The 12,913-nt window shown below is 66.5% G+C and carries 12 protein-coding genes; 3 read left to right on the forward strand and 9 right to left on the reverse strand.

All coding sequences use genetic code 11. The features are described from left to right. Positions 1-106 precede the first annotated feature (106 nt). From HLH34_RS09945 to HLH34_RS09970, 6 genes are read right to left on the reverse strand one after another with little or no spacing between them, the layout of a single operon-like run. Positions 107-1,105 (reverse strand): ABC transporter ATP-binding protein, encoded by a 999-nt coding sequence (locus HLH34_RS09945; RefSeq protein ID WP_183119429.1) that lies wholly within the window; start codon positions 1,103-1,105, stop codon positions 107-109. Beyond that, positions 1,102-2,799, reverse strand: coding sequence for an ABC transporter permease (locus HLH34_RS09950; RefSeq protein WP_220792121.1), 1,698 nt, complete (start codon positions 2,797-2,799; stop codon positions 1,102-1,104). The genes HLH34_RS09945 and HLH34_RS09950 overlap by 4 nt, the downstream gene beginning before the upstream one ends. Beyond that, positions 2,796-3,926: a M24 family metallopeptidase gene (locus HLH34_RS09955; protein WP_183119430.1), complete on the reverse strand. Its 1,131-nt coding sequence runs from the start codon at positions 3,924-3,926 to the stop codon at positions 2,796-2,798. The genes HLH34_RS09950 and HLH34_RS09955 overlap by 4 nt, the downstream gene beginning before the upstream one ends. After that, on the reverse strand, positions 3,926-4,978 hold the full coding sequence (locus HLH34_RS09960) for an ABC transporter substrate-binding protein (RefSeq protein ID WP_183119431.1): 1,053 nt from the start codon (positions 4,976-4,978) through the stop codon (positions 3,926-3,928). Before HLH34_RS09960 ends, HLH34_RS09955 begins: the two co-directional genes overlap by 1 nt. Beyond that, a complete protein-coding gene (locus HLH34_RS09965; protein ID WP_183119432.1) occupies positions 4,975-5,673 on the reverse strand; it encodes a type 1 glutamine amidotransferase in 699 nt (232 codons plus the stop codon). The genes HLH34_RS09960 and HLH34_RS09965 overlap by 4 nt, the downstream gene beginning before the upstream one ends. After that, positions 5,673-6,347 (reverse strand): GntR family transcriptional regulator, encoded by a 675-nt coding sequence (locus HLH34_RS09970; RefSeq protein ID WP_183119433.1) that lies wholly within the window; start codon positions 6,345-6,347, stop codon positions 5,673-5,675. Before HLH34_RS09970 ends, HLH34_RS09965 begins: the two co-directional genes overlap by 1 nt. 132 nt (positions 6,348-6,479) lie before the next feature. On the opposite strand from HLH34_RS09970, the gene HLH34_RS09975 reads away from it, so the two are divergent. From HLH34_RS09975 to HLH34_RS09985, 3 genes are all read left to right on the forward strand, one after another. After that, a complete protein-coding gene (locus HLH34_RS09975) occupies positions 6,480-7,694 on the forward strand; it encodes a M24 family metallopeptidase (protein WP_183119434.1) in 1,215 nt (404 codons plus the stop codon). Positions 7,695-7,778: 84 nt separating this feature from the next. Further along, entirely contained in the window at positions 7,779-8,669 is an 891-nt protein-coding gene (locus HLH34_RS09980; RefSeq protein ID WP_183119435.1) for a LysR family transcriptional regulator, read from the forward strand. A gap of 83 nt (positions 8,670-8,752) precedes the next feature. After that, positions 8,753-9,175 carry a VOC family protein gene (locus HLH34_RS09985; protein ID WP_183119436.1) on the forward strand — a complete coding sequence of 141 codons (423 nt, stop codon included), beginning with the start codon at positions 8,753-8,755 and terminating at the stop codon, positions 9,173-9,175. 215 nt (positions 9,176-9,390) lie between these two features. Here the strand turns inward: HLH34_RS09985 and HLH34_RS09990 are convergent, their stop codons facing one another. The 3 genes from HLH34_RS09990 to HLH34_RS10000 all read right to left on the reverse strand — a co-directional run bounded on the left by HLH34_RS09990 (position 9,391) and on the right by HLH34_RS10000 (position 12,788). Next, complete coding sequence (locus HLH34_RS09990) at positions 9,391-10,746, reverse strand: amidase family protein (protein WP_183119437.1); 1,356 nt, start codon at positions 10,744-10,746, stop codon at positions 9,391-9,393. Between the two features lie 35 nt (positions 10,747-10,781). Then, positions 10,782-11,444, reverse strand: coding sequence for a DUF2848 domain-containing protein (locus HLH34_RS09995; protein WP_183119438.1), 663 nt, complete (start codon positions 11,442-11,444; stop codon positions 10,782-10,784). An 81-nt stretch (positions 11,445-11,525) separates the two neighbouring features. Beyond that, positions 11,526-12,788 (reverse strand): MFS transporter, encoded by a 1,263-nt coding sequence (locus tag HLH34_RS10000; RefSeq protein WP_220792122.1) that lies wholly within the window; start codon positions 12,786-12,788, stop codon positions 11,526-11,528. Between the last annotated feature and the right edge of the window lie 125 nt (positions 12,789-12,913).

Raw genomic sequence — 12,913 nt, forward strand, 5'->3', positions numbered from 1 at the left:
AAAATCATTTCGATCAAATCATTGCATGAAAGAAACTATGAATGAACGTTCGCAAAAATACGTTCATGTTTTACTTTTTCTATCGATCTGCGTGGGAGGCGCGACGTCATGCAATGGGCATGACGTCGGCGTCGGCAAAGCCGATTTCGACCAGTTGTCCGACGGAAAACCGGTCCGGTTCGTTTTCTGTGGGAACCAGCGCGACGACATCCGCCTGCCCGACACGGGCCGTCACCCGCATGTTGGCCCCCAGGAACGTGACACGTTCGACCCGTCCGCTCATGACGTGATCCTGCGTCCGCGCATCGGCGCCAAGACGAAGCCGGGCGGGCCGGATGCCGGCCGGACCCGACGGCAGTTCCACGTAGTTGCATTCGTCAAGAAACGACGCGACGAAGCGATTTTTTGGTTGCCTGTACAGTTCCCATGGGGATCCCGCCTGTTCGATCGCCCCCTGGCGCATCAGCACGATCTGGTCGGACATATGCAGGGCCTCCTCCTGATCGTGGGTGACGAAGATGACGGTTATGCCAAGCTCTTTCTGGATGACCCTGATCTGGACCTGCAATGTCTGGCGTAGTGCGCGGTCCAGCGCGCCCAGCGGTTCGTCCATCAGCAGGATGTCCGGCCGTATCACCAGCGCCCGCGCCAGGGCCACCCGTTGCTGCTGTCCGCCGGACAGGTCGCGCGGACGACGATCGGCCAGGTCGTCGAGCCCGACCATCTCCAGTGCCTCGTCGACCCGCCGGGCAGACTCGCCAGGCGATATCCGGCGCATGTCCAGGCCAAAAGAGACATTGTGCCGCACGGACATATGCGGGAACAGCGCATAATTCTGAAAGACCATGCCGATGTTGCGCCGGTTGACCGGCACCTTGCCGACATCGTTTCCACCGATGCGGATCACCCCGGCATCCGGCGTCTCGAACCCGGCGATCAGCTTCAGCAGCGTGCTCTTGCCCGACCCGGACGATCCCAGCAGGGTGCAGAAGCATCCTGCCGGGATATCGAGCGACAGGTCGCGCAATACGGTTGTCGTGCCGTAGGATTTGCGAATCGCGTCCAGACGGACGGATTTGCCGAGAACGGTGTTCTGTCCGGTCATCGCGTATCCTTCTGAAAAAAGACATTGAGCAGCAGGGTCAGCAGGGTCAGCAGGATCACCAGAACGGCAACGGCGGTGATCGTCGGACTGATTTCCTCGGAAACGTTCTCATAGATCAGGCGGGGCAGGGTGCGGCCGCGCACGTCGGTCAGGAACAGGGCCAGAATCACGTCGTCGAAACTGGTGATGAAGGCAAAGATGGCGCCGGCGGCGACGCCCGGGCCGATGGCCGGCAGCATCACGCGCCGGAACATGGTCGGCCAACTGGCCCCCAGTCCCAGGGCCGCACGTTCCAAGTTGCGGTCGAACCCGCGCAGTGCGGCCTGCGCCGAGAGGAAGACGAACGGCAGGGCGATGACGATGTGTCCCAGTCCCAGCCCCCAATGCCCGCGTATCAGGCCCAGGGGCACCATCTGGTAATACAATCCGACCGCCAGGATGATCGGCGGAACGATCATCGGCAGGATGAACAGGACTTCCAGCCCGCGCGCCAGCCCCCCGCGCAGGCGCGAGACCCCGAGGGCCGCCATCGTGCCGAGCAGCGTCGCGCCCGGGACCGCGATGGCGGCGACCTGTAGGGAATTCCACGCCGAGGCCAGCCATTGCGGCCGCGCCAGCAATTCATGATACCAGCGCAGGGACAGATGCTGTGGCGGGAACGACAGGAACGGCGACGACCCGACGCTCATCGGGAAGACGATCAGCACCGGCGCCAGCAGGAACAGCAGCACCGCGCCCCCCAGCACCAGCATCGCACGGCCCGAGGCGGAGCGGCCGCGCGCGCCCACGGCGAACGGCACCACGCCCCGACCCGACGGGGCCGCGTCGCCGAACAGCCGGTCGAGACCGAATACCGCCTGGAACAGGAAGAAGATCAGCAGGGACGCCAGCAGCATGACGACCGACAGCGCACCGGCCATGGCCCAGTCGAGCTGCTCCTCCACGTTGAACGAGATAAGCTGGGCCACCATCGTCTGTGCCGGACCGCCCATCAGCGCCGGCGTGATGTAATAGCCGAGGGCGCTCATGAACACGATCGTCGCCCCCGCGGCGACGCCCGGGGCCGTCAGTGGCAGGAACACGCGCCGGCACAGCGTCGTCGGGCCGGCGCCCAGCGTTTCCGCGGCATGGATCAGGTTCTGATCGATGCCGCGGAAGGCGTTGTAGAGTGGGAAGACGATGAACGGCATCAGGACGTGGCTCATGCCGATCAGGACGCCGGACAGGTTGTAGACGAACGAGACGGGATGGCGCAGCAGATGGCTGTCCACCAGCAGGGTGTTCAGAACGCCATATCGTTGCAGCAGGATGATCCAGGCCGTGGTCCGCACCAGTGCGCTGGTCCAGAACGGCAGCAGGACGCACAATCCCAGCAGGCGGGCCACGCGCGGGGGAACGGTCGCCATCAGATAGGCGACGGGATAGGCCAGCAGGACCGACAGCACCGTCACCAGCCCCCCGATGCCCACCGTGGTCAGCAGCGCGGTCCGATAGGCGGGGATGTCGACGATCCGCCAATAGGGGCTGAACGGACCGGCCGGGTCGGAAAAACTGAGGATCAGCAGGCGCAGGACCGGCAGCGCGAACAGCGCGGCCAGAAACAGGGTCGGCGGCAGGGCGACCCATGCCGCGCCGCGCCGCATGACGGCGGCGCGCAGGCGCCCGCGCCGGGGTACGGCGGACTCCCTGCTCACGTCACGAACAGTCGACGGGGGAAGTTCGTCAGCCGTTCGTACCCGCCATCGGTGACATGAATGGTCTCGGACATGCCGAAACCGCGCGCCAGGACGTAGGTGTGGAATGTCATGCCCGGCTGGAACGCCCAGGTGCAGCCGGGGGCCGCATCCAGCCCCTCGGCCGCGTTCGGCTGCAGCATCAGGCCCACGGAATAGAACGTCTTGTTCGTGTAGGTCGCGGCCAGGCCGGCCGACAGCACGCCGTCGCGATAGATGCCGTCCGGAACGGCGGCCGGCACGCCGGGCGCTACGGTCGCCAGGGCGGCATCCTGGATTGCGATCAATCGTTCCACCACGCGATGGTCCGCGTCCGTGGCGGTGCCGACCTTCATCGGCCGCATGAATCGCGCGTGGTACTGCCTGACGTTCGGCGTGGTTTCCAGTTGGACGACGTCGCCCCGCAGCAGCGTCCGGTCGGTGTAGGACCCATGCAGGTGGAAGGCCCGTTCGCCGGACGACAGCACCCCCGGGCCGGGCAGGTCGCTGCCGGCGTGGATCATGGCGGCGCAGATCGCGGCCGCCATGTCGCGTTCGTTCGCGCCCGGCCGCGCGCTGTCGATTCCGGCCTGCATCCCGCGTTCGGCCGCCCGCGCGGCGCGGCGCTGATAGGCCACTTCGGCGGGCGACTTGATCAGACGCAGGGCCGACACCAGCGTTCCCGCATCCTCCAGGCGCGCGCGCGGCATGGCCGCGCACAGGGCGAGGTACCGCGCGGCCGTCAGCGTCCAGGACGACAATTCCACCGCCAGGCGGGGGGCATCGCCCACGACGCGGCGGATTGCGGCGATCCCGACATCCATCGGCACGTCGCTGTCGCACCACAGCGCGCGTCCGGAAAAAACGCATGTCTGGTCGAGATAATAGGCTTCGACATCGCGGCAGACCACCACGGGCTCTCCGTCCGCGGGAATGATGGCGAACTGGAACGTGCCGTATGCGCGCGTGAAATATCCGGTCAGCCACGTCACGGTTTCCGGCAGGAACGCCAGCAGCGCGTCCTGCCCGGCGGCCTTCAGCACGGCCTGCACACGCTCGACGCGACGAAGATATTCATCGCGCGCGAACCAGAATCCTGCCTCGCTCATCAGTTTCCTTCCATCACGGCGGTATATTTTTCGGTCGCGTCCTGGCCGTGGCGCGCCCACCAGTCATTGTCGACGAACAGCCCGCGCGCCATCCGTTCGGGCGTCGAGGGCAGCCGCGTGCGACGGGCCGGTTCGATCCCGGGCAGGACGTCGGTGCGGGTGGGGCCATAGGCGACGTAGCGGCTGAATCGCGCCTGCGCCTCGGCCGACGAGATGTAACGCAGGAAGCGGATCGCCGCGTCCCGGTCCGGCGCGCCTTTCACGATCAGGAAATAGCCCACCTGCAGGATGCTCTGGTCCCAGGACATCGCGATCGGCAGGTCCGCATCCTGACCATCCTGGAAGCGGCCGTTCCACCCCAGCGCCATCGCCGCGTCGCCGCTGGCCAGGGCCTGGACCACCTGCGCGCCGGAATTCCACCAGACCGCCACCGAGGGGCGAATGGCGCGCACCTTGTCCAGCGCACGCTGCAGGCCCGCCGGCGTCGACAGCGTGGCGTAGACGTCGGCGGCCGGCACGCCATCGGCCAGCAACGCGGCCTCCAACACCGTAGTGGGGCGGGCGGGCAACATGCGACGGCCCGGAAATTTCTTCACATCCCAGAAATCGGCGAAGGTGCGTGGATGGTCGTGCGGAAAGGCCCGCGTGGAATAGCCCAGCACGGTCGCGAAGATTTCCGACGGTACCCCATAGGGCGTTCGCGCGCCAGGGATCAGGTGGCTCTGATCCACCATGTCGTCGGTAATGCGTTCGAACAATCCCAGCTTCACGCCCAGCATGAAGCTGGCGCCGCTGGTGCCGACGACATCCCAGCTGACCGATCCGGTTTCCACCATCGCCCGGATCTTCGCCAGTGATGGCCCGGTATCCTCCAGCACGGCAAGACCGGTTTCCTTACCGAACGGCGTGAGCCAGGCGTCGCGCACCGCATCCTGGTAGGCCCCGCCCCAACTGGTGAAGACCAGTTCGCCCGCCCGCGCCGGTCCGCACAGGCCCGCCAGCAGACACAGTCCGCCGATGATCGTCCGGTATGGCGGGGCGGTCCGTGTCATTGACGGCACAGTTGGGCGAAGTCGCGCAGCATCGTCTTGGCGTCCTCGGCCTCGCTGGCCGTCCGCATCAGTTCGTCGAGATCCGCGCCGTCGCGTTCCAGCCGCGCGCGGCTGCTCTCGAACCAGGCGCGGGCCTGCACCATGGTGATTTCCGGATGGCCCTGGATGCCCCAGACCGGCATGTCGCGATAGCGCCAGATCTGGTTGGGGCAGAGGTCGGACGAGGCGATGATGCGCATGTCGGGATGGTCGGCGCGGACTTCGTCGTTATGCCAGACGAACATGTGCATGCGCGCGCCGAGATGGCGGCAGAGCGGATCGCCGCTCGCGGCCGGATGGACGTCGAGCCATTTGAACCCGACTTCGCACCCGTCGCGGCGAAACACCTGGTCGCGCCCGCACAGCGCCGAGGCCAGGATCTGGTGCCCGAAGCAGATCCCCAGCATCGGAATCCCACGCGCGGCGGCCTCGCGCACCAGATCATGCTCGCGCAGGATGAAGGGAATATCCTCGTACGCGCCATGCGGGCTGCCCGAAAGGAAGATCCCGGTGTAACCGTCGAGCGAGTCCGGGAACTCGTCGCGATAGGCCCAGTGAATATCCACCTCCATCCCCTCGGAAGCGAATCGCTCGTCGAGCCGCGCCGCGGATATCCGCTGCGCCCCGTTGGCAAGATACAGCAGCCTGTTGCCCATCAGTCGTCTTGTCCTTGCAGCATGGAAATGATCGCATCGCGGGCCCGGTCGAGGTGCAGCCGCATCCGATCCTCCGCCGCGTTGCAATCGCGCGCGGCGATGGCGTCCAGGATGGCCAGATGCTCGTCCTTGCCGCGATCGAAACGTTCGGGCAGGCGGGTCAGGCCGAACATGCGCGTCCTCTGGCGCAACTCGCCGATCAGGCGGCTCAGTTCCCGATTCCCCGAGGCGTCGGCGATCCCGCGATGCAGCAGGTCGTCATTTGCCCAATGGGCGTCGTCCGTGACCAGGCCGCCGTCTTCCATGCCCAGAATCGCGCCGCGGATGGCCTCGATCTGCGCGGTTGTCATCCGCGTCGCGGCCATCCGGGCGGCGTCGCCTTCGATCAGGCGGCGGATGTGCAGGATGTCGATGATCTCCCGTACCGACACGGTGGCGACGAACAGCAGCCGGCCATTGCGGCTGAGCAGCCGTTCGCCTTCCAGGCGGCTCAGCGCATCGCGGACGGGCGTGCGGGACAGGCCCAGCTGCTCGGCCAGGCGGCGCTCCTGGATCAGCGCGCCGGCCGGCAGTTCGCCGCTGAACAGGAAGGTCCGCAGCCGGCCATAGGCGGACGCGGCCAGGGATTCGATCGAAGCGTCGCCCGACAGGTCGGGCAGGGCGGAAGACATCATGACAGGCCAATATGCAGGTGGTATGCCAGATGAGTTCCAGCAGAATTCCATCATCAGGTCCAGTCGATTCGTTCCGGTTTCAATCCTCCGACGCCGTTTCGTCCCCGGACCGTCCATCCATGGAGACGTCGCTTGCCCCTATCCGATCAATCCCTGGGCTTCATGGGCCAGACACGGTCCGGCCGCTCGGTCGCCCTGACCTTTCCGCAGGACGAGCACGAGGGCCGCCTGCGCCGCACCGCGGAAATCCTGAAATCGCGGGGCCTCGCCGCCCTGCTGGTCTTCGCGCAGGAAAGTCACCTGTACCTGACCGGCTTCGACACGGCGGGATATGTCTTCTTCCAGTGCGGGATCATCACCGCCGACGGGCAGGCGGCGGTGCTGCTGACCCGTCGGCCCGACCGGAGCCAGGCTCTGCGCGCCTCGCTCTACGAAGATGTCCGGGTCTGGTACAATGCCGAAGACGCCGATCCGATCCGGGACCTGGCGCGGATCCTGGACGAACTCGGCCTGCGGGGCGAACGGATCGGTGTCGAACTGGACACGTACGGGCTGACGGGCCTCAACTGGGAAAAGCTGCGCACCGGCTTGCAGGATGACGTCGTGCTGGAGGACGGGTCGGGCCTGATTCGCAGCCTGCGCCTGGTCAAGTCGCCCAGCGAACTGGCGCTGGTCCGGCAGGCGGGCGCGCTGGCCGACGATGCCATCCGCGCCATGGTCGACGCGACCGAGCCCGGCATCCTGGACAGCGCCGTGACGGCGGCGGGGGTGACGGCCATGTTGCGGGGCGGCGGCGACATGCCGGCCGGCGGCCCGATGGTCAATAGCGGCCCGCGCGCGATCTACGGCCGCGGCTTTGGCAGCGCGCGTCGGCTGGAAACGCCGGACCAGATGGTCCTGGAACTGGCCGCGTCCTATCGCCGGTACAATGTCTGCATCGAACATACCGTCACCCTGGGTCCGGTCCCGCCGGCACAGGCGCGCATGCACGCGCTAACGGCCGACGCGTTGGAACAGGTGATCGACGCGGCCCGGCCGGGCACGCCGATCGGCCGCCTGGACGATATCCATCGCGCCGTCCTGGATCGCGGCGGCTACCAGCAGGCCCGCTTCTCGGCCTGTGGCTATTCGTTGGGCGCCACGTTCCGGCCGACCTGGATGGATGCGCCGCCGATGATCTATTCGGGTAACCCGCTGCTGCTGGCGCCGGGCATGGTCCTGTTCGTGCATATCATGTTGGGTGACACGACAACCGGCCTGGCCGCCGGCGTGGGCGAGACGTTCGTCATCACCGATGGTGCGGCAGAGCGGCTGAGCATGCTGCGGCCCGTGCTATACCGGAAATAGTCCCCCGAATGGAGGGCCGGCCGTGACGGTCATGGAATCCGGCCCTGCCATCCCCCAATCCGCGTTGCGATGTGAAGCCACGACATGGATACACGCTTTCTGGAAAGCTTTATCATCGTCATCGAACATGGTTCGCTGGCCGAAGCCGCGCGCCAACTGGGCATCACGCCCGCCGCCGTGGCGCAGCGGATTCGCGCGCTGGAGGACGAAATCGGCTGCACACTGATGCAAAGGACCGGACGGACCGTCAAGCCGACCGAACATGGACTCGCCATCATCGAGAACAGCCGTTCCATCATCACCAGCGTCAAGGATTTGCGTGCGGTCGCGGCCCTTGACGAGCCAGTCGGCAAATTGCGGCTGGGCGCCATTTCCAGCGTCGTCAGCGGCATCCTGCCGACCAGTCTGAAGCTGTTCTTCGAACGCTTTCCGGATATCGAGCTGCACATCATTCCCGGCGCGTCCTCCGAATTGCACAACCGGGTGCAGGACGGGTCGCTGGATGCGGCCTTCATTGCCGAACCGCCCTTCGATATTCCAAAAACCTGCCGCTGGTGCACCTTCCGTTCCGAACCGCTGGTCGTCCTGGCACACGCGGGCATCGTCTCGAACGATCCGGCCGAGATCCTGCGCGGCAACCCATTCATCCGCTACGACCGGAATCACTGGGGCGGACGGCTGGCCGATACCTGTCTGCGGCGGTGGGGGATCTGGCCGCACGAACGGCTGGAACTCGATTCATTGGAAGCAATCGCCATCATGGTCAGTCAGGGGATCGGCGTATCGCTGGTGCCGGACTGGGCCCCGCCCTGGCCGGCCGGAATCGATCTGCGCAAGATCGGCCTGCCTCGCCCCGCGCCATGCCGCAACGTGGGCATGCTGTGGCAAAACCATTCCCCCCGGAGACGGCTGGTCGAACGCCTGTTGCAGGTCCTGGCGGAACGTCACGCCCCCTCGGATGCAAAGGCATTGTAGGGCAAGAAGATAGGACAACCGGTCTTTTTGCCGCCCCCTTCGCGGCCCTATGCTTTCCCACCTTGATCGAGGGATACTTGCCGATGTCAAAACCGTTCCACCTGGCCTTTCCCGTCGATGATCTCGACGCCGCACGTCATTTCTACGGTACGGTGCTCGGCTGTCCGGAAGGGCGCAGCACCGATGCCTGGATCGATTTCGACCTGTTCGGCAACCAGATCGTCACCCACCATAATCCCGCCCGTGCCTCGGAGGAGGGGAATGTCAGCCCGGTGGACGGCCATAACGTTCCCATTCCGCATTTCGGTGTGGTTCTGGATATGGCGGACTGGTCGGCGCTGGCCGACCGCCTGAAGGCGCAACAGGTGCGTTTCGGCATGGCGCCGCAGGTCCGCTTTGCGGGGCAGCCGGGCGAGCAGGCCACGATGTTCCTATATGATCCGGCAGGCAATGCGCTGGAATTCAAGGCATTCGCCGACCTGGACCAGCTTTTTCGCACGACTTAGGAGACCTGTGCGCGGGTGCCTGAACGGGCGGAGAATGCATCGAACCAGGCGTCCGGGGACGGATCGAGAAGATCTGCGGTACCTGGAAACGCAGCTACGGCCTGCGCGGGATGCGATGGCGCGGCCTCGCCAAAGCCGCCGTCCAGGTTCCGCGATCGCATACAACCTCAGGCGCACGCTCGATATCGTCACCGCATAACAAGGCGCAGGTCTCATCAAAGGGTCGCGGGAGGCCGGCCTGCCAGGGCGCTTTCGATGAGGTGCGACAGCAGCAGGACCTGTTTGTCCTGTCCGCGTGCGCCCCACAGCATGAGGCCCACCGGTAGTTCATCGGTCGGGATGGGCAGGGAGCTGGACGGCAGGTCCAGCAGGTTGCCGATACGTGTATTGCGAAGCAGCAGCCCGTTGGTCCGTCGGAACGCTTCGTCATCGTCGAGGGAGTCGATGCGCGGTGCGGTGACCGGGACGGTCGGGAGCAGCAGGGCGTCATACCCGGCCATCAGGGCGGACATCCGGGCGATCATGACGCGGCGCTGCTCCTGCATGGCCAGGTAGGTCGTGGCGGAGACCGCATATCCCGGCACGACGCGAGACCAGATGCGGGGATCGATCTGCCGGGTTTCGGCCGGGGACAGGCCGGCCAGGATGGCGGCCAGTTCGATGGCGGGAAACAGGCCCAGCCCGTCCAGATGCGCCAGGCCGTCCAGGATATCCGTGATATCGACATCGACCGGCGTGGCGCCGGCCGCGCGCAACGCCTGCTCGGCCGTCCGCATGGCCGCGAGCACGGCGGGCTCCGCCCCGTCATACACGCTGTCGGTCCGGATGATGCCCAGGCGATGGCGTGACAGCCGTGCGGCGCTCCGTGTCGGCGGCAGCAGGCCCGGCCGATCCGACAGGACGGCGAAGGCATGCGCGCATTCCGCCACGGTGCGGGCGATGGGCCCGATCGTATCCAGCGTTGGCGACAGCGGAAAGGCGCCGTCCAGAGGAACGTGCCCGCTTGTCGGCTTGAAACCGGTCAGGCCACACAGCGCCGCCGGAATGCGCACGGACCCGCCGGTGTCGCTGCCCAGTCCGATATCGCACATCCCGTAGCCCACGCTGGCGGCCGCGCCCGAGGACGAACCGCCGGGAATGCGCGTGGCGTCGCGCGGGTTGCCGGGCGTGCCGAACGCGGCGTTGATCCCGATGCCGGAGAACGCGAACTCGCTCATGTGCGTGCGGCCGATGATGATGGCGCCGGCTTGCTTCAGGCGCTGCACGGCCGTGGCATCCGTCTGCGCGGGCGGCGCGGACGCTCTGACCGGGGCGCCGGCGATCGTCACCTCGCCGGCCTCGTCGAACAAATCCTTGACCGACAGGATGCACCCGTCCAGCGGTCCCAGCGCCAGGCCCTGCGCGTGCCGCCGTGCCGAGGCTTCGGCCTCCTGCAGCGCGGTGTCGGCGTGGATCACGCGAAAGGCCTGCCGCTCGGGGCGCGTCGGATCGTCCAGGACGGCCAGGCGCCGTGTCACCCGGTCGACGATGTCGTGCGATCCGGTGGCCGGTGTGGGGGTGGGACGGGCCATGCTCTTTCCTTCCTCTGGCCTTCTCGCGCGGTCAGTCAGGCAATGACGGGCAATTCCCGCACCGTATAGCGATGGCGCAGGGTTGTGTCGGTACGCGGGTCGTACAGTTCCACGGTCCAGGCGTCCGCGCGGAAGATGCCTGCGATGGTGGGGACGGTGCCGCAGAACATCACGCTGCCGTCCTGCAACCGGCCGTTGTCGCGGGCACGGCAGGTCTCGACCAGTTCTTCCGGCCGCAGCAGGGCGGACAGCGCGCCTTCCTGGTAAAGTGCCCGGACGCCGTCGATTTCGCTGTAGGCCCGGATGACCAGGGCGTCCCAATGCGTCCGGACGTCGTCGAAGCGCCAGAACCGCGTTCCGACGATCTTGGGGCATAATTGCTTCGACAGGGCGACGCTGTAGGCTTCGCTGGTACGGTCGGTATGGTCGGACCCGACGCCCACCAGCAGGCCGTCCGGCGACCAGACAAGCACGGGTTCGGCCTCGCCGGATGTATCATGGCCGACGACCTCGATCTCCTCGGCCTGCGTGAGGCGGTCGGCCGAAACCCGATAGAACAGCGGGGTGCGCGATGGCGGGGCCACGCCGATGGCGGCCAGTTCCTGGATATGGTGATCGACGTCCTGCCGGTCGCGGCCGGCCCAGCCGGCGATGACGACGCTTTGTACAGCAGGCAGGGATGCGGAATAGGTCTTCATGGTCTTGTTCCGAACTGGAGCGTTATCCGATGAGATGAACCGGCCTTGTCGCAGGCCGGGAAGCGCGCGTGCGTCCTGCCGTCAGGGATCGGCTTCGTCGCCAGCCGGTGTCTCGCGGGCCAGCAGCATGCCGGCGCCGCTGACCAGCAGCGCCGCGAGCGTGTAAAGCGAGATGGCGAGGGTCGAGGACGTTTCCCTGAAAAGGCTGGCCATGATCAGTGGCGCGAAGGCCCCCCCGCCGGCCAGGCTGCCGAACGTGTAGGCGATGGAGGCGCCGGTATAGCGAATGGCGGGCGGAAACTGCTCGGTAATGATCGCCCCCTGGACGGCATACATGGCGGCATGGATGGCCAGCCCCGCCGCCACGGCCAGGACGATCAACGCGAACTGCCGGGTGTCGGCCAGGGGAAAGAACGCGAACGCGACGGGAATCCCGCACAGCAGGCCGGCCGCGAAGATCGGGCGCGACCCGATCCGGTCGCTGAGATGCCCGTACAGCATCGTCATGACCACGCCGCAGGCGGACCCGGCGAGCAGCGCCGTCAGAATGACCCGGCGCGGCAGCCCGTCGATCTGGTTGACATAGGTGATGCTGAAGACGACCAGCAGCGCATAGAGCACGTCCGGCCCGATCCGCGAACTGGCGGCGACCAGCAGCCCGCGCTTGTGCCGGCGCAGCAGGAGGCTCACCGGCGTCCTGATGATGGCATCCCTGCGTTTCAGGTCCTGGAACATCGGCGTTTCGGCTATGGACCGGCGCAGGACCAGACCGAAAATGACCAGCAGGCCGCTGAGGGCGAACGGAACGCGCCATCCCCAGCCGACGAACTGGTCGTTGTCGAGCGTCGTCACCAGAAGGCCGATGACCGCCGACGACAGGATCGTTCCCAGCCCGGGGCCCACCTGCGCCCAGGACGCGTTCAGGCCGCGCCGGCCCGCGACGCCATGTTCCACGGTCAGCAGCACCGCGCCGGCCCATTCGCCGCCCAGCGCGATTCCCTGGGCCAGCCGCAGCAGGACCAGGACGATCGGGCTGGCGATCCCGATCGCGGCGAAGGTGGGCAGCACGGCGATGAGGCTGGTGGACAGCCCCATGACGATCAGCGTCACCATCAACACCGTGCGTCGGCCGATCCTGTCCCCCAGCCGGCCGAAGATGACGCCGCCCAGCGGCCGCGACAGATATCCGACCGCATAGGTGGAAAACGCCAGAAGCGTGCCGATCATCGGTACACTGGTCGGAAAGAACAGCTTGTTGAAGATCAGCGCCGCCATGGTGTTGTAGATCATGAAATCATACCACTCCAGCGCGGTGCCGATCATGCTGGCCAACGCCAGGCGCACGCCGCCGGATCGCCTGTCGGTATGGGGAACGATAGAAATATCCTTATGCTCCGTCTGGAGAAAGTCCATCCCGCCTGTTGCGGTGTCGTGCATCACTGGAACAGAGACGACAGTCTTCCGGCATG

Origin of the sequence: Gluconacetobacter azotocaptans (genome assembly GCF_014174355.1) — a bacterium.
GTDB lineage: Bacteria > Pseudomonadota > Alphaproteobacteria > Acetobacterales > Acetobacteraceae > Gluconacetobacter > Gluconacetobacter azotocaptans.